The 15,937-nt window shown below is 45.0% G+C and carries 18 protein-coding genes; 10 read left to right on the top strand and 8 right to left on the bottom strand.

Translation table 11 applies throughout. From position 1 onward, the window contains the following. Positions 1-76 precede the first annotated feature (76 nt). A complete protein-coding gene (locus R7Q38_RS02555) occupies positions 77-376 on the bottom strand; it encodes a YfcZ/YiiS family protein (RefSeq protein WP_005375307.1) in 300 nt (99 codons plus the stop codon). 607 nt (positions 377-983) lie between these two features. On the opposite strand from R7Q38_RS02555, the gene R7Q38_RS02560 reads away from it, so the two are divergent. After that, positions 984-1,445 carry a TetR/AcrR family transcriptional regulator gene (locus R7Q38_RS02560; protein WP_005385033.1) on the top strand — a complete coding sequence of 154 codons (462 nt, stop codon included), beginning with the start codon at positions 984-986 and terminating at the stop codon, positions 1,443-1,445. Positions 1,446-1,557: 112 nt separating this feature from the next. On the opposite strand, the gene R7Q38_RS02565 is transcribed toward R7Q38_RS02560, so the two are convergent. Genes R7Q38_RS02565 through R7Q38_RS02590 form a run of 6 tightly spaced genes read right to left on the bottom strand, consistent with a single transcriptional unit; the run spans position 1,558 to position 6,139 of the window. Then, the gene (locus tag R7Q38_RS02565; protein ID WP_005385036.1) at positions 1,558-2,340 is read right to left on the bottom strand and encodes a heme ABC transporter ATP-binding protein; all 783 of its coding nucleotides are present in this window, start codon (positions 2,338-2,340) and stop codon (positions 1,558-1,560) included. After that, a complete protein-coding gene (locus tag R7Q38_RS02570; protein WP_005375318.1) occupies positions 2,340-3,377 on the bottom strand; it encodes a FecCD family ABC transporter permease in 1,038 nt (345 codons plus the stop codon). Before R7Q38_RS02570 ends, R7Q38_RS02565 begins: the two co-directional genes overlap by 1 nt. Before the next feature lie 9 nt (positions 3,378-3,386). Then, complete coding sequence (locus tag R7Q38_RS02575; protein WP_005375320.1) at positions 3,387-4,256, bottom strand: hemin ABC transporter substrate-binding protein; 870 nt, start codon at positions 4,254-4,256, stop codon at positions 3,387-3,389. Positions 4,257-4,284: 28 nt separating this feature from the next. Beyond that, positions 4,285-4,698: an ExbD/TolR family protein gene (locus tag R7Q38_RS02580; protein WP_005375322.1), complete on the bottom strand. Its 414-nt coding sequence runs from the start codon at positions 4,696-4,698 to the stop codon at positions 4,285-4,287. After that, positions 4,695-5,393, bottom strand: a complete 699-nt coding sequence (locus tag R7Q38_RS02585; protein WP_239938531.1) for a MotA/TolQ/ExbB proton channel family protein — start codon at positions 5,391-5,393, stop codon at positions 4,695-4,697. Before R7Q38_RS02585 ends, R7Q38_RS02580 begins: the two co-directional genes overlap by 4 nt. Next, positions 5,393-6,139: an energy transducer TonB gene (locus R7Q38_RS02590; RefSeq protein WP_064354554.1), complete on the bottom strand. Its 747-nt coding sequence runs from the start codon at positions 6,137-6,139 to the stop codon at positions 5,393-5,395. Before R7Q38_RS02590 ends, R7Q38_RS02585 begins: the two co-directional genes overlap by 1 nt. 160 nt (positions 6,140-6,299) lie before the next feature. On the opposite strand from R7Q38_RS02590, the gene hutW reads away from it, so the two are divergent. The 4 genes from hutW (at position 6,300) to R7Q38_RS02610 (ending at position 9,427) form a co-directional block, all read left to right on the top strand. Beyond that, positions 6,300-7,670, top strand: coding sequence for a heme anaerobic degradation radical SAM methyltransferase ChuW/HutW (gene hutW, locus R7Q38_RS02595; RefSeq protein WP_239938532.1), 1,371 nt, complete (start codon positions 6,300-6,302; stop codon positions 7,668-7,670). A 32-nt stretch (positions 7,671-7,702) separates the two neighbouring features. Then, positions 7,703-8,206 carry a heme utilization cystosolic carrier protein HutX gene (gene hutX / locus R7Q38_RS02600; RefSeq protein ID WP_005385051.1) on the top strand — a complete coding sequence of 168 codons (504 nt, stop codon included), beginning with the start codon at positions 7,703-7,705 and terminating at the stop codon, positions 8,204-8,206. Positions 8,207-8,262: 56 nt separating this feature from the next. After that, positions 8,263-8,793, top strand: coding sequence for a heme utilization protein HutZ (gene hutZ, locus R7Q38_RS02605; protein ID WP_213873868.1), 531 nt, complete (start codon positions 8,263-8,265; stop codon positions 8,791-8,793). Positions 8,794-8,890: 97 nt separating this feature from the next. Beyond that, positions 8,891-9,427 (top strand): ATP:cob(I)alamin adenosyltransferase, encoded by a 537-nt coding sequence (locus tag R7Q38_RS02610; RefSeq protein ID WP_005375333.1) that lies wholly within the window; start codon positions 8,891-8,893, stop codon positions 9,425-9,427. Positions 9,428-9,507: 80 nt separating this feature from the next. On the opposite strand, the gene R7Q38_RS02615 is transcribed toward R7Q38_RS02610, so the two are convergent. Further along, positions 9,508-10,422 (bottom strand): chemotaxis protein, encoded by a 915-nt coding sequence (locus R7Q38_RS02615; protein ID WP_033906782.1) that lies wholly within the window; start codon positions 10,420-10,422, stop codon positions 9,508-9,510. 215 nt (positions 10,423-10,637) lie between these two features. Between R7Q38_RS02615 and ppiC the strand changes: the two genes are divergently transcribed. The 5 genes from ppiC to R7Q38_RS02640 all read left to right on the top strand — a co-directional run bounded on the left by ppiC (position 10,638) and on the right by R7Q38_RS02640 (position 15,934). Continuing rightward, positions 10,638-10,979: a peptidylprolyl isomerase PpiC gene (gene ppiC, locus R7Q38_RS02620; RefSeq protein WP_080276970.1), complete on the top strand. Its 342-nt coding sequence runs from the start codon at positions 10,638-10,640 to the stop codon at positions 10,977-10,979. A gap of 343 nt (positions 10,980-11,322) precedes the next feature. Beyond that, on the top strand, positions 11,323-12,627 hold the full coding sequence (locus tag R7Q38_RS02625) for an MATE family efflux transporter (protein WP_318114012.1): 1,305 nt from the start codon (positions 11,323-11,325) through the stop codon (positions 12,625-12,627). Positions 12,628-12,799: 172 nt separating this feature from the next. Further along, a complete protein-coding gene (locus R7Q38_RS02630) occupies positions 12,800-13,561 on the top strand; it encodes an ATP-binding cassette domain-containing protein (protein ID WP_239932410.1) in 762 nt (253 codons plus the stop codon). 20 nt (positions 13,562-13,581) lie between these two features. Continuing rightward, positions 13,582-14,430 (top strand): ABC transporter ATP-binding protein, encoded by an 849-nt coding sequence (locus R7Q38_RS02635; protein WP_021036047.1) that lies wholly within the window; start codon positions 13,582-13,584, stop codon positions 14,428-14,430. Continuing rightward, on the top strand, positions 14,420-15,934 hold the full coding sequence (locus R7Q38_RS02640) for an ABC transporter substrate-binding protein (protein ID WP_239938533.1): 1,515 nt from the start codon (positions 14,420-14,422) through the stop codon (positions 15,932-15,934). Before R7Q38_RS02635 ends, R7Q38_RS02640 begins: the two co-directional genes overlap by 11 nt. Positions 15,935-15,937: the final 3 nt, after the last annotated feature.

The raw sequence follows: 15,937 nt of genomic DNA on the forward strand, positions 1-15,937 counted from the left end.
ATTGGCGCTGGACTAAACAAAGGCCCCCTTTTAGGGGGCTCACACAAAGCCACCTTCTTTAGAAGGTGGTAATTTACTAACGCGCGAGTGAGCGAGTTTTTAATTCAAAGATAAGTTTTTCAGCACTTACTTCAAATTTGAATCGAGCCGTCGCTTGGTTCGATTCTTCGGTTATTTCTGAAACATTGTATTCAACATCAGCACATACTGATTTAGCGAGCTCGATGTATTTTTGTAGTTCAGACTCTAGCTCTGTTTTTGTCTGTGCGAAAACCGTTACGTCGGCAACTTCGTCACCTTCTTTGATGATAAAGCCAATCTCGCCAGCACAGCCGCAGGCCTCACATACTTGGTTTTTTTCTAATTCGACACTCATAACGAATCCTCTTGTAAATACTAAGGGTATTCTATCAGGTATTTGATCTGTATCTACAAAAATGACGACTTTTGCGTAAAAAAGGAACAGAATAGGCACTTGTTAAGTAAGGGTTAAAGATTGGATTACTAAATCATCAAGAACGTTAATGTGATATATATCAACATTTAAAATCAATTAACGAACATAGTGACGAGATTTTGCTCAGTCCAGTTGAACTAATGGTTAATTTATAAGACTATTTCTTGATTGATTATTTTTAATAATTATCATTCTTGGTCTTTGAATAGTTTCGATGAATAATTGGCGCAAGGTTTTGATGAGACTAACTTTTCGCCTTATTTTGAGTAGCATGTATTGACAAAAACATAACTGAAAATTACACATTACGCAGTGTAAAGACGTTATGGTTTGGAACTCGACATGATATTAAATAGTCGCAATACATATACCCAAAGCGCTTTCAAGTGCAGCGCTTAGCAACCTGATTTCTAGGTTTTCGCTAATCGAACCGCATCGGCGAGCCGGGTATAATGCTAAGAATGATTTCATTCTGGCCTCATTTAATAGTGAGTTAGATGGATTTACAAAGAGAAGAGCTTAAAATATGCCAAAGCGTAGTAAAGAAGATACCGAAATCACTATCCAAAAGATCATGGATGCCGTTATTGATCAGCTACTCAGATTAGGTTACGACAAAATGTCGTACACGACGCTAAGCCAGCAGACAGGTATATCGCGTACCGGTATTAGCCATCACTTCCCTAAGAAAACGGACTTCACCGCCGCACTGGATGGCCGTATCTTTAAAATGTTTATTGAACACTTAGAGTTTGATAAAGGATTAAATGCATTTTCACAAAGTTGGATTAAAGCGCTGGAAGATGCTGAGTTTCTCGCGATTTTACGACTGCTATTCCATCACATTGTCACCGCTGAAAATGCGCAAGAATTTGCTGCTAATGGTATTGACCGCTTATACAAAATGGTTGAAAGCCAGTTTGGTGCGGGTGGTGACAAAGAGCTTGAGTGGTTGATTGGTCGATCATTGATCCAAATGAGCAAGTAATAGCCTTTAAAGCACCAAATTCTGCCACTATCAAAGCAAAGGCCCGCAACTCTCATATTGCGGGCCTTTGTCGTATCGAAGTGTTTTAGAGACGGCTTAGAGGAGATACGCTTTATGCTGCGGCATGCACTTGAGGGAAGTCTAGCGTCGGATGTTTTGTCACAATAGATCGATAGCCATAAACTTGCTCAATGCGCTCTGACGTTAGTGCATTCCATGGCGTGTCATCACAAACTAGTTTCCCGTTATGCAAGAGTACAAGGCGGTCTGCGTACTGAGAGGCTAGATTCAAGTCATGTAACACCACAACCACCGCTGCGTTTTGTGCTTTTGCCGTTTCACGAGCAATCTTTAACGTGTTGTGTTGGTGGGCGAGATCCAACGCTGAGGTAGGTTCATCAAGCATTAAGATTCGTTTTTCGCCAGATTGATGTAGTTGTGTCATCACTCGTGCTAGATGCAGTCGTTGCTTTTCTCCACCAGATAAAGACGGGTACAGGCTTTCTGCTAAATGCAATACGTCGGTTTGTTCCATGTAATGTAAAGCCAGTTTAGTGGTTTCTTTATTGGACAGTGATAGCGGTATTGCCCCCAGCTCTACTACTTCTCTGGCTAGAAATGGGAAGGTTAAGGTGCTGTGCTGCGGGAGCATTGCAATATGTTTGGCGCTTTTTTCAGGCTCCCAATCATGCTTTTGTTTACCGAAGTAGGTGATGTGATGATTCGAAGAGATCTCACCGCATAGAAGCTTGAGCAAAGTACTTTTACCTGCGCCATTGGGGCCGAGTAGGGCGGTCACTTCACCAGCTCGGATATCAATGTTGATGTCATCGAGCACCACACGGTTGCCATACGTCATCGAAATGTTTTTCCCCGATAAAACGATCTGGTTCATTACAAAATCTTCCCTTTTTGCTGGAACAATAAGTAGATGAAAAAGGGCGCGCCAATCAATGCGGTCACGATTCCAACTGGTAATTCAGCTGGTGCCACGGCAACACGAGCAAACATATCTGCGGCAGTAAGAAGCAGTGCTCCCATTAAGGCAGATATTGGTAATAGCGTTCGATGGTCAGGCCCAGCGAGCATGCGCCCTAAGTGAGGAATCACGAGCCCAATAAAGCCAATTGCACCACTGATGCTCACCGTAATACCAACACCCAGTGCAGAAAGTAAAATAAGCTGACGTTTGAGTTTTTGAACCGGAACTCCTAAGTGTCTTGCTTCTGATTCCCCTAACAACAGAGCATTCAGCGCCATCGACTTCTTCTGGAACCAGAGTAATAGGATGACGAGTGTTACAGCAGATAGAGCAATCCCTGACCAATTTGCACCAGCTAATGAGCCCATCGACCAAAGCGTCAAGTCTCGCAGCATCTGATCATCTGCGATAAAGTTCATGTAGCCAATCGCAGCACCCGAGAGCGCGCTGATGGCAACGCCGGCTAACAACATAATTGTAACTGAGGTACCAAACTTACTTGTGCCGAGTTTATAAACGAGAATAGTCGTTAGTGCACCGCCAAGGAAAGCAAAAAGAGGCAGAGCCGCTAAGTTCATTAGTTGCGGATAGTTTTGGCTAAATTCAGCAAATACAACAATAGCGAATGCACCACCAAGAGCAGCGCCAGCAGACACACCAATGATACCTGGCTCGGCTAATGGGTTACGGAACAAGCCCTGCATAACCACACCACAAATTGCCAAAATGGCGCCGATGAACATACACAAAATGGTGCGAGGCAATCGGATTTCGTTAATGACCAACTGAATGTGAGGAGCGAGATCAGAACTGCCTCCCGTTAGGCTACGCAAACTGTCAGCAAAGCTAATGTTCATTGGGCCCACGGTAATAGAGGCGATAGCAATAAATGCTAAAAATCCACTAAGCACTGATAACGTCGTTGAAAGGGGGATGCGTCTTAACAACATGTCATGTCTCTATGGGTAAAGCAGTGCATTCAAGCGTTTAGCTTCTGCAAGGCTTTTAAGGCCCAAACCACCTACCAGAGCATGGCCATCAATCGTTATGATGTCTTTGTTCTTTCCAGCGGGTGTTGCAGCAAGAAGCGGCATTGCTTTTAAAATTGCATCGGCACCACCCAACGTTTCATAGCTGCGACCACTAACAAGAATCACGTCAGGCTGCATCTCTACCATCGCTTCTGTGGATAGAGGCTTGTAAGACGAGAGTTGTGTAGCGGCTGGGTTTTGTCCGCCGGCGAGTTGAATAATTGCATCGGGTGTCGTTTGTGAGCCCGCAACATTTGCAGGTCGCCCTTCATGGATCAGCAGAAAGAGCACTTTCTTTTTCTTTGCTTGATCAGGCTGGTTTGCATTGAGTGCTTGTACTTGCGCCTGGACATCTTGCTTTAAGCTTTCAGCTTGAGCTTTGCGATCCATAAGGTTCGCAATTTGATCAATACGTTGATAAAGGCCCTCGACATTTGCATCAGTATTAACGATTTCTACATCTACGCCAGCCGATTTCAATTGGCTCAATGTTGTTTTCGGCCCCATCTCATCAGAACCAATGACTTTTGTCGGACGTAAGGCGAGCAACCCCTCCGCTGAAAGACGACGATGGTAGCCCACTTTAGGCAGTTCCATTCCTTTTGGTAATTGACTGGTGACGTCGATAGCAACCAAGCTATCTTTAGCGTCGAGTTCAAGCAAGAGTTCAGTGACGGCGCTGCCTGCGCTAACAACGCGCTCTGAGGATGGCGTTTCATTGGCAAAAAGTTGACTACTCGCAAGTAGGGAAATAGCTGCCGTGACAACAGCATGAATAGTGATGCGTGTGTTCTTCATTTTGAAAGGATCTCTATCTTACTTATTTTTATGATGGCTCTTCAGTGAGTAACTGAGTAGCTTGAATTCCGTTTTCTTGTAAAAAGCCGAGAAGTTGTACTAGCGACTGAATATTCGCGGTTTTTTCTGCTCCAATTACAATTGGTTTATCGCTTGATTTACTCTCTTCTAACAGCGCGAGGGTAAAGTTGTCCCAATCGATGTATGTCTTGCCGTTAATAGCCCAGTAAGGCTCGTCTTTAAGAATATTTACCGTGATGGATTGCTTATCGACATCTGCAACAGCCTGAGATTCTGTGCTCGGTAAATTGACGTCTAATGAATCGAGTTTGACCGCCGCGGTTAACATCAGGAAAACCATGACGATAAAAATAATGTCTAACAGCGGTGTTAAATCGGGGGTTAAACCGTTACGACTATTTTCTTGTGGTGTTTTAATCATTGAGTTGCGGCCTCAATCTTCCCAGAAGAGCGCAGTGTTACTTTTGAGTGGTCTGGCGAGACATGCTGTAACGATATACCTTCAAGCCATAAGTTGACGTAGTTTAAAGTGTGCTCAAGCTTGGCGATTACACGATCCGCCCACAAACCAATGATCTGCGCTCCTGAAATAGCAGGAAGTGCGATAATGAGACCCGCGGCAGTGGTGCGCATAGCAAGACCTAGGCCGTCAGCCAAATCATTCGGAGTGATATTCCCCGTTGAAACCGCGATGCCTTTGAACATGTCAATTAGGCCAAGTACCGTACCAAGCAAGCCAATTAAAGGACTGATGACACCAATCAGCGTCAGCAAACGAAGGCCGGAATGCAGCTGATGGCGTTTTTCTTGCAGCCAAATACCTGCGGCATCTTCTCTTAAAGATTTCGAGAAAGAATGATGAGCAAGCAACATCGCAACACCACGGTACAGAAGCGGCCGCTTATTCGACAACTCTTCAGCAAGTGCTTCAAGCGCGCTCCCATTTGTTGGGTCTAATCCTGTGAGCTTTTGGCGAATGGCTCGTTTTCCTACACCAAGGCTAATTAACACATGGAATAATCGCTCGGCGATGATCATCACGGTTAGAGCTGAGCAAATGATCAAAGGCCATGTCATCAGCCCAAATTGAGTTTGTAATTCTTGTAGTTGTTCCATTATCCATCCAACTTAAAACGAACAGGTACTTGTACTCGGTGAGCGACTTTTAGCCCACCTGAAATATGTGGTGTAAATTGCCACTGTTTGATCGCACGAAGTGCTGAGGCATCTAGCGACTCTGTGCCGGAAGACTCAATCAAAACCTGTTTAATCTGGTTACCATTCTCATCTAGCCATATCTCATACAAGGCTACACCTTCAATACCGCGTCTTTGTGCAGACCTTGGGTAACGGGGTTGTGTTGGTTGACTCACAAACGTTGGTTTGTCTACCAAGACAGGCTGAGACGTTGCCCCTTTGGATTGGCTCGCAGGTGCGGATTGTTGAGCTACCGTCTCTTTCTTCACTGGTTCCGTTTTTTTCTTTGGTTTCGCTTCGGGCTGAACCTTTTGCTTTGTTACGGTTTTGGTGGGCTCGACCGCTTTAGGTTTAGATTGTTTAACCGGTTCAGGTTTTTTCTCTACTACCTTCTTCTTAACAGCGTCTTTCTTGACGACCTGTTTTTTTACAATCTTCTTTTCTGGTTCAGGTTGGTCTTGAGGCTGCTGCTCTTTTGGTGGTGCTACATTTTCTGGTGTAGATTTTTCGACAGCTGGAGGAGCAGACACAAGATTTAGACTTACCGAACTTGCTGGGTTTCCAGCCGGCATCGCGAACACCTTTGTCTCTTGAGAAACAAAAAGAAGTGCGGCATGGATGGCAAGGGAAGCACCTCCTGCAATGACATATCTTTGTACGTTCACGGAATATCTCGGGAAACTATGAAAACTTGGGCAGATTATTACTTACAATGGAAATAAGATCAATTATCAATTGCATTATCATTACGCTCAAATTATGATTCTTGCAGAATTTTTAAGATCAGCTTCCATCCCTTACATGATGGGAGTTAAGCGAGTATATATGAGCGTCGATATCGATAAGCTTGATGAATCAGTGTTGGGCAGTGATAGTCCTGATCCATTGCGATTTGCTTTTGTTAAGAAGCATTCTGCACATGCCGGGGGAGCGAGCGTACCTGTGCCCTCGTCTCAACAACAGGCGATTTTTTCGAGTATTACGGCTAACTCAATTAAAGCGACCAATAAACGCTGTCTTTATATTCATGTTCCGTTTTGTCGCGTTCGTTGCACTTTTTGTAACTTCTTTCAAAATGCTGCAAGTCGCACACTGGTTGATGAGTACTTTGAAGCATTAATGCAGGAGCTTAGAGAGAAAGCGGCATTACCTTGGACACAAAATGGTATTTTTCACGCCGTATATATCGGGGGCGGAACGCCAACGGATTTATCTCCAGTACAGATTCGTGTGTTAGGCCAGGCTATCCGAGACCACTTTCCTTTGGCCGCAGACTGCGAAATCACCTTAGAAGGCCGCATCAATCGCTTTTCTGATGAGTTGTATCAAGGCGCTTTAGAGGGTGGGTTTAATCGTTTCTCTTTTGGTGTGCAAAGTTTTAATACACAAGTGCGCCGCAGCGCAAAACGTTTAGATGATAGAGAAGATGTCCTCAAACGAGTGAGCGAGATCGCCAAAGAAGACAAAATTCCGGTCATTATCGATTTACTCTATGGCTTACCTTATCAAACCAAAGAAGTGTTAGAGCAAGATTTAAATGATTTCCTCTCGACTGGCGCACACGGACTGGATTTGTATCAGTTAGTGGTTGGTGGGTCAGCTCCCATGCTCAACCTCGTAGAAAAGGGAAAAATCCCGCCACCTGCGACCACACCAGAAAAAGCGGGAATGTACGAGCTCGGTGTGAACTTTATGGCCAAACACCATATGAAGCAACTTAGCGTGAACCATTGGGCAATCGATAACCGCGAGCGTAGTTTATACAATAGTTTAGCCAAGACTTATGCAGAGGTATTGCCAATTGGCTGTGGTGCTGGAGGTAATATCGGTGGCTACGGGATGATGCAACACCGCACACTAGAGACCTATATTAAAGCGGTCAAAGAAGGTCAAAGCACCATCGCGATGATGATGAAGCAAAGCCCTCTAGAACCACTTTTTTCTGCACTCAAATCTGCGTTTGACCGTGGCATTGTTCAAGCAAATCAACTTCCATCATTTATGGGAGAGGACGCGTTCGGGTTTTTATTGCCTCTATTTAAAGTGTGGCAAGCGAAAGGCTTAGTACAACTACATGAACGTAGCGCAGTCCTTACTCTTGCAGGCAGCTTCTGGGCAGTGTCATTGGCTCAAAGTTGTATTCAGGTACTCACATCAGAGATGAACGAAACCGTACCGAAAGCATCCAATAATTAATGAAAACAAATTGAACAAAAACGGAAGACACAATGGAATCAATCAAGCAACAAGTTGAAGTATTACTAGAGCAAGAACCACAATTATTGCCAGCTGCGATGGCAGAGCGTCTTGGCATTTCCGAGTTTGAGGTTGTTGCGGCTCTACCTCAGGAAATGGTGGCTATTGCACCAGGAGAGCAAGCGCAAAGCATCTTAGAAAGTTTGGTTGGTTTTGGCCCGGTGACGACCATCGTCCACTCTTTTGGTTCTATCTTTGAAGTTAAAGCGCCGTTTCCAAAAGGAAAAGTGGCGCGTGGCTATTACAATTTAATGGGTAGAGAAGGTGAACTGCACGGCCACCTTAAATTAGATAACGTTAAAAATGTCGCATTAGTCAGTAAACCGTTTATGGGTAGAGAGAGTCACTATTTTGGTTTTTTCTCGGAGTGCGGAAGCAATATTTTCAAGGTTTATTTAGGCCGTAACGAAAAGCGCGAGTTGATTGAAGAGCAAGTCACCGCATTTCGCGCCCTACAAGCCGAATTAAAAAAGTAATCACAAACATAATCGAGGCTTAACTCGAATACTAATTAGTAAAGTCAGGTATCAATATGGATCAACAAGTTAAACAAGAGCGTTTGCAAGGTCGTTTAGGGCCAGAGATCAAAGAGTTCCGTCAGGATCGTCGTACACTTCAGCTTGCAACTGTCGATGCAGAAGGTCGCCCGAATGTAAGCTACGCGCCTTATGTCCAAAACCAGGAAGGTTATTTCGTTCTCATTTCTAAAATCGCTCGTCATGCCCGTAACCTTTTAGAAAATCCAAATGTTTCATTGATGATGATCGAAGATGAAGAGTCTTCAAAGCAGCTGTTTGCTCGTAAGCGCTTAACTTTTGATGCGGTAGCAAATGTAGTTGAGCGAGACACAGAGATGTGGCAACAAGTTGTTGGACAAATGAAAGAGCGTTTTGGTGAGATTATTGATGGTCTAAGCCAGCTAGAGGATTTCGTTTTGTTCAACTTAAAGCCAGAATCGGGGCTATTTGTTAAAGGTTTTGGTCAGGCGTATCAAGTGTCTGGTGATGATTTAGTAGATTTTGTTCACCTTCAAGAAGGTCACAAGAAAGTCGAAAGTGCCTGATTGTAAACCGATCATATGAATGTCGATCATTTGGCATAATGAACGTTTAAAGGGAGTTAGGTTATACTGACTCCCTTTTTTATATTGGAACAAAAGCATGAAACCTGTAAGCAAGGAATTGAGCGAGATTTGCTATCCGTTTATTTACGAGGACAGTCCGGTTTGTGACTTTGAAATTACAGCAGATGAACTTTGTAGTCGTATTGGCCTTGTTCTCGCTATGGAGTTGGACGAGTTTAGCCGCGATATACTGACAAGAATGCAGCCTAATGTTTATCATCTAAATGGTTCGGTTCGCGGAAAATTAGCGATTACAGAGACGGAAGTTGAAGAGTTAAAGGCCGATTATGCTTTGCTCAAGCAACGTATTGATGGCGGCTTCAAAGGCTTTGTTCTACCCGGAGGGCACCCGGCAGCCAGTCAATTGCATTTGTGCCGTTGCCAAGCTAAAAAAACGGTACGAGCATTAGTTGCCGTTGAACATACAGGTAAGAAGCAGCCCGCACCTATTTTGTTTCGTTACGCGAACTTATTAGCGAATGTACTTTACAGCCTAGCTTCTTATATTAATCATGCTCACCAAGTCAAAGAGACGGAATTCGTTTCTCGTAGTTACGCGATGCCAAAGAAGTGAGCTGAGAAATTAGCGGATGTGAGCATCAGGGATAGGACAAGTACTGCATTATATTCTCAAATCAACTCGTCCAATAAGAGTTAAGAAGTCATAGCTTTGGCTTCTAGCTCTTTTGCTCCGCGAAGCATCGCTTCGATTAGTTCTCCTGCATTGAATTTCTCAAGTGCCTCATGCGCGCCAACTTGGTGAGCTCTGTCTACACAGATTTCGCTCGATAACGATGTATGTAAAATGCGGTATGAATGGTTCAGAGAGGAATTATTCTGAACTTCAAATGCTAATTCATAACCGTCTAATCCGGGCATTTCAATATCGCTGACCAGAATATCAATTGGGCGATGAGCCGCAGCGTCACTTTTCATCAGTTCCAATGCATCTAAACCATTTTTACAGATTTGATACCCAATATTGATGCTATCGAGTGCGTCACACAGCTGTTTACGAGCGATGGAAGAGTCATCCACCAATAGAATACTGAGTGCTTTTAGGCGTTCTCGCTCAATATCTGTCAGCATTGGGATCTTTGAATTCTCGTACTGCGGATAAATTTTGGAAAGTAGCAGCTCCACATCCAGCATTTGAACAGTTTTGTCCTCGTAGCGAGTAATTCCAGTCACGAAAATATTTTTTCCAGCGCTCGGAGGTGGCGTTTCAATAGCTTTCCAATCGCACTCAATGATCTTCTCTATACTACGAACCATAAAAGCTACCACGGTTCGCAAGCAATCTGTCACGATCAAGTAGCAGCTTTTATATTCTTCTTCACTTATAGGACGAAAGCCAACAGCCGCTGACATATCGATCACTGGTACTGTTAAGTTACGTATCGTAACGGTTCCAATGACGTGATGATGCGAGTAAGGGATCTTTGTCGTTGGCATGTACGGGACGATTTCACGGACTTTTAGCGTACCGATAGCGAAACTCTGTTGCAGGGTGAGCTTAAACATCAACATGCCCTGAGATTGATTCGCTTTGCTAATGACTTTTGCCATGAAAATAACCTTATAAACACCACCGAATTGTGTCTAATCTAATCTTATCAGACGAAGGCTTCAACCATCGGAGAGACAAATGTGAGCTTTTTAGACAATCTTTTAGAGACATAGTGATTAACTGAGCAAAACTTGTTTGTATTTTAAACTCATTATGTAGACGATTTTATATTCCTCGTGTATTTGGGCCTTTACCGCTGAGCTATTATTAAGAAATGTTTGGTCTGTTAAAAAGGATTGGGTACACTTGCGCGACCAGAATAGTGAGAGATAGATCAATGGCAAATACAGCAGCCGCATTACATATTCTTGTGAAGCACAAAGAGCAAGCGGAAGACATAATCAAGCAACTGAAAAAAGGCGCAAAGTTTCAGACATTAGCGAAGAAGTATTCAACTTGCCCGTCAGGCAAACGCGGTGGTGACCTTGGTGAATTCCGCCGTGGTCAAATGGTACCTCAATTCGACAAAGTGTGCTTTTCTGGCGAAGTGTTAACGCCGCATCTAGTTAAAACCAAGTTCGGTTGGCATGTTGTAAAGGTGCTTTACAGAACATAAGGCTTGGTATCGACCTAAACATTGTCAGATGAAACCCACAAGCATTAAATATCATCTGTACGGTCTCTTTTCACCAATCACTACCGTTATGACATGGCAGATACATTCTGATCTGCCATGCTCAACCAAACGCTAATCTTTCCAAACTAGAAACTCATTTATATGCAGTTAACTTGGCTTTTCTCATAAGTCGTTATCCTATTTCAAGCTTTGGTATGAGAATACGTTGGCTGGTTGTATCAATTATCAATGCTATTCCTTGCTGGTGAACTTTGGTTCATGTTCGGGCGCCATTCGCATATGATAGCGACCTTATAAAAATTAATCCTGTTCATAATTTAAGATGTCCCTGACTCATAAAGACTATTTTAAAATCGCATTTCCTTTCATCGTTTCTACGGTAACCCAACCATTATTGGGGGCGGTGGACACCGCGGTGATCGGTAAACTCGGTGTGGCTGAGATGATTGGTGGTGTAGCGATCGGCACCGTCATCATGAATACCTTGTATTGGCTGTTTGGCTTCTTCCGCGTCAGTACTACCGGGCAAAGTGCAATCGCATTAGGTAAAAATAGCCCAGAAGATCAAGCGAGCAGCTTATTCCGTCCTTTCGTGCTTTCGCTCTGCCTTGGCTTGATTTTCATTGCGTTGCAGTCCGTGATTTGGATGGGAGCAGAGCTGATTATCTCCCCTGATGCAGTCGTGGCAGAAAACGCTAAGACTTACTTCGATATCATGATCTTTGGTGCGCCGTTTGTACTGCTGAACTACACCGTGATTGGTTGGTTGATGGGACAGGCGAAAGCCAAAGAAACCTTGTTCACGCAAGTGTTTGGTAACGTGCTGAACATCGTGCTGGATATCGTCTTTGTGTTGTACTTCGATATGGGCATTGCTGGCGTTGCGGTAGCGACACTTATCGCGCAAATTTCGACGTTTGTTATTGGTGCGGTGCTGGTGTTGAAAACCTGTCGCTTCCCGCTGTTTGATTACATTCAGACCGAGAAAATGACGCGTAAAGATCTCAAAGTTATCGCGTCTTCCAATATGGATCTGCTGCTTCGCACTGTGTGTCTATTGGTGTTCTTCAACATGATGGCGCGTGTAGGCTCTCAGCTTGGTTCTGATGTGCTTGCTGCGAACGCAATCTTGATGCAAGTGACCTTTATCGTCAGCTACATGTTCGATGGTGTGGCGAATGCGTCGAGCGTCTTCGCAGGTAAAGCCGTAGGCCAGAAGAATCCGACATTGCTTGATAACGTGATTAAGCTAAACACGCAATGGACCGCGGCGTTCGTTGTTGTCTTGACCTTGCTGTTAGTGCTGTTCAAACATCAAGTGGTGTCGTTATTTACCACTTTGCCAAACCTTGTTGAGCTGTATCTAGACATGAGCCCTTGGTTATTGGCATTTCCGTTGGTTGCTGGTTTTGGTCTTACGTTTTACGGCATCTTTACCGGTACAGGGACGACGCGACCAGTGCGTAACTCTACCTTTCTAACCATGGTGTTGTTCTTAGTGACCCAATTTATTGCGGTGCAATATTGGGGCAATCACGGTTTGTGGCTGGCATTCACTTTGTTCTACGTTGGGCGTTTTGTCTTCTTGTTCCCATACCTCGGTCAAGTTAAACAAAAGTGTCTTTAATTCACACTGTCACAAACGACCTAATTTAGATGTTCTTATGACAAGGGTGGAGCCATCTGCCCTTGCTGATAAATCTGAAAAAGGTGATGAAATAACCTTTCCGACTGGTTTCCTTGCTTTAACCCGCATGATATTATTTGTGATGTTATATTATTACATTTAGTTTGATGCCGTGATTTCTCAACCAATACTCTCCGTTAATAATCTCAGCCTTACAGACTCAGAACGCACACTCTTCAAAGACATTTCTTTTGAGCTGTTTCAAGGTGAAGCTCTTGCCATTATGGGACCTTCCGGCATTGGTAAATCCATGTTGTCGAAAGCCGTCGCAGGTTTTTTGCCGTCAGATATTTGGGTAGACGGAAGTATCCAGCTTAACAGCAGTGAAGTCGCACAAACTGCCATGCTGCAACGGAGTCAATCCCAGCGTCCCGCGGTCATTTTCCAAGATGCACTTAAAGCGCTGAATCCATTGGCGTCTGTCGAGCAACAACTGTGTTTGGCATTGACGGGCAACAAAACACGCTTGTCTTCAGCAAACCGAGAAACGGTGACGACCTTGTTGTCTCAACTCGGATTTGCAGATCCAAAAGCAGCATTGGCGCAGCATCCAAGCCAGTTATCTGGTGGTCAGCGCCAGCGTATTTGTATTGCGATTGCGTTGCTTGGTAGTGCCAACTTGATCATCGCTGATGAGCCCACCAGTGCGCTCGATCCAATCACCGAAGCGGAGATCCTTGAGTTGTTTCGCAGTAGTGTTCAGCAACGCAACATCAGTGGTTTGTTGATCACGCACGATCTATCTGCGGCTTTGGCGTGTGACAAAGTCTTGGTGATTGCGGACAACACCATGGTGGCTTATGGCGCACCATGGCAAGCCATTCAGCAAAGTTCGCATCCTTTCTGCCAACAACTTGCGAAACTGCTGCCTTAACCTCATCTCTGGAGCCTATTTTGACTAAGCACAACTTGAGCGGGCACACGCAGCCTAAATCGGCGGAAGTTCGCTTTGAGCAAGCCAGTGTTCACTATTACTCCAAACCAAGTTGGTTAGGGGGCAAACCGTTCAAAGCGCTCGAACAATTGGATCTTGCCATCGACACAAAGAACATTGCGATTGTTGGTCCGTCTGGTGCGGGTAAATCGACCTTGATTGAACTTCTGTTTGGTCTTCGTAAACCCACATCTGGTGAAGTGTATGTGTGTGGTTATCCGCTATCGCGTAGTTCGGCTAAGCAGCGCCAAGAGTTGTGTCAGCACATTCAATTGATTCCGCAAGAGCCGCAATCGAGCTTGAATCCGTACTACACCGTTCGCCAGATCTTACTGGAGCCGCTAAGCAACATTGGTTTGACGCAAGAGCTCAACGAGAAGGTGGAAAAGGTGTTGGCGGATGTCGGTTTGGATCTCACATTGTTGGATCGTAACCCGCAGCAATTATCAGTTGGGCAAGCCCAACGCGTGGCTATCGCTAGAGCTTTGATTGTCGAGCCTTGTGTGTTGGTTGCCGATGAGCCAACCAGCAGCCTAGATCCCGTCAGTCGTAAACAGATTCTCGAATTGTTGGCAGGCATTCAAAAGAGTCGTCAGATGCGCCTGATTTTGGTGACTCATGACCTCGATGCGGCACAAACCCTATGCGATGAAATCCTAGTGTTAGACAAAGGACGCGTTGTCGAGCACGGCACAGCACAGAACGTGACAAATAACCCATCACACTTGATCACGAGAGCCTTGATGAGCGCTCAACACAAAAGTAATGAATTCACAAAAACCATTGGAGAGGTTTCTTATGCACCTTAGTACTCCCAAGTTAGCTTTGTCGCTGGCTTTAAGCGCATTGCTGACGGGTTGTTTTGACTCTGGCGAAAGCAAGCCAGAAGCGGAAAAAGCAGCTGCACCGCAAGCAACGGAAATTCGCGTTGCCATGATGCAACCACCACGCACAGGTTTATCGCCACTTTCAGATGACGCGTTCAAACTGTCACGTTGGAGCACGGCAGAAACGCTAGTGAACCTAAACGATCAGTCGGTAGCAGAACCTATGCTGGCAACAGAGTGGGAACAAGTTGACCCGATGACGTGGCAGTTTACGGTACGTAAAGGCGTGAAATTCCACGATGGTTCTGACCTTGATGCCAATGCGGTTGTGAACTCTCTACAAAAAGCATTAGATGCTGCACCAAAACCACGCATTTTGGATGGTATCGAATGGCAAGTTAGCGCACTGGACGACTTCACTGTTGAAATCAAAACGACCTTTAACGATCCATTGTTGCCAAGCCGTCTATCTAGCCCACAGCTAGCGATCCTTTCTGGTGCTGCATATCAAGAAAACGGTCGCGTTGTGCCAATTAATGCGGGTACGGGTCCATTCGTTCTGACAGAAATCAACGGTACAACCAGCGCTAAATTGAAGCGTTTTGACGGTTACTGGGGCGAAAAAGCAAAAGTAGACAGTATCTTTGCTGAATACGTACCAAACGGTTTTGCTCGTGCTGCGGCACTACGTACCGGTGAGGCGGATGTAGTTGAAGCCGTTCCTGTATCGCAAATAGCGATGATGGAATCTTCACAGCTGCACGAAGTCGCAATGCCACGTACCAACACGCTTTACCTAAACAATAAATCAGATGTGTTTAGCCAGTTCGGTTTGCGTAAAGCAGCGGCTCAAGCGGTTAACCGTGAGCAAATCATCAAAACGGTTTACGAGAACCACGCCGACTCAGCGAAAGGTTTGTTAGGTCCTGCATTGGCATGGGCTCAACCAATTCGTGACGCGAACCCTCGTATGGAAACCATGGAAATGCGCCACGCGAATGGTGAGAAGATCACCATTGGTACGTTTACCGACCGTGCAGAGTTGCCAGAAGTGGCGGTGCTACTAAAGCAACAACTTGAAGCGGCTGGCTTTGTGGTTGAACTAGATGTTCGTGAATACGCACAAATCGAAAACGATGCACTAGCAGGTAAGTTCGATGCATTCTTGTTGTCACGTGCAACGGTGCTGGATTCTGGTGACCCAGTGGCGTACATGCAAAGTGACTTTAGCTGTAAAGGTTCTTACAACCTAGGTCAGTTCTGCTCTGAAGAAGTGGACGCAGCATTGAAACACGCTGATCGTCAGCCTTTGGGTGAGAAACGCCAACAAGCGATCATCGAAGCAGAAAGCAAAATCCTTGAGCAATACGCTGTGATTCCACTGCTTCACGAGCGTGTAATCCAAGGTGAGAGTGTTCGCGTGAAGAACGCACAACGTGACCCACGTGAGCGTCGCCTGATCGACCAGTTTACTGAGGTGAACTAACTC

The sequence above is a fragment of the Vibrio sp. Vb0598 genome, from assembly GCF_033338935.1.
GTDB lineage: Bacteria > Pseudomonadota > Gammaproteobacteria > Enterobacterales > Vibrionaceae > Vibrio > Vibrio alginolyticus.

Coding starts and splice junctions, on each gene's coding strand:
- R7Q38_RS02580 (WP_005375322.1), bottom strand. CDS start 4,698: ATGATTAAAACACCACAAGAAAATAGTCGTAACGGTTTAACCCCCGAT.
- R7Q38_RS02625 (WP_318114012.1), top strand. CDS start 11,323: ATGTCCCTGACTCATAAAGACTATTTTAAAATCGCATTTCCTTTCATC.
- ppiC (WP_080276970.1), top strand. CDS start 10,638: ATGTTTGGTCTGTTAAAAAGGATTGGGTACACTTGCGCGACCAGAATA.
- hutX (WP_005385051.1), top strand. CDS start 7,703: ATGGAATCAATCAAGCAACAAGTTGAAGTATTACTAGAGCAAGAACCA.
- R7Q38_RS02555 (WP_005375307.1), bottom strand. CDS start 376: ATGAGTGTCGAATTAGAAAAAAACCAAGTATGTGAGGCCTGCGGCTGT.
- R7Q38_RS02560 (WP_005385033.1), top strand. CDS start 984: ATGCCAAAGCGTAGTAAAGAAGATACCGAAATCACTATCCAAAAGATC.
- R7Q38_RS02610 (WP_005375333.1), top strand. CDS start 8,891: ATGAAACCTGTAAGCAAGGAATTGAGCGAGATTTGCTATCCGTTTATT.
- R7Q38_RS02640 (WP_239938533.1), top strand. CDS start 14,420: ATGCACCTTAGTACTCCCAAGTTAGCTTTGTCGCTGGCTTTAAGCGCA.
- R7Q38_RS02575 (WP_005375320.1), bottom strand. CDS start 4,256: ATGAAGAACACACGCATCACTATTCATGCTGTTGTCACGGCAGCTATT.
- hutZ (WP_213873868.1), top strand. CDS start 8,263: ATGGATCAACAAGTTAAACAAGAGCGTTTGCAAGGTCGTTTAGGGCCA.
- R7Q38_RS02585 (WP_239938531.1), bottom strand. CDS start 5,393: ATGGAACAACTACAAGAATTACAAACTCAATTTGGGCTGATGACATGG.
- R7Q38_RS02570 (WP_005375318.1), bottom strand. CDS start 3,377: ATGTTGTTAAGACGCATCCCCCTTTCAACGACGTTATCAGTGCTTAGT.
- R7Q38_RS02565 (WP_005385036.1), bottom strand. CDS start 2,340: ATGAACCAGATCGTTTTATCGGGGAAAAACATTTCGATGACGTATGGC.
- R7Q38_RS02615 (WP_033906782.1), bottom strand. CDS start 10,422: ATGGCAAAAGTCATTAGCAAAGCGAATCAATCTCAGGGCATGTTGATG.
- hutW (WP_239938532.1), top strand. CDS start 6,300: ATGAGCGTCGATATCGATAAGCTTGATGAATCAGTGTTGGGCAGTGAT.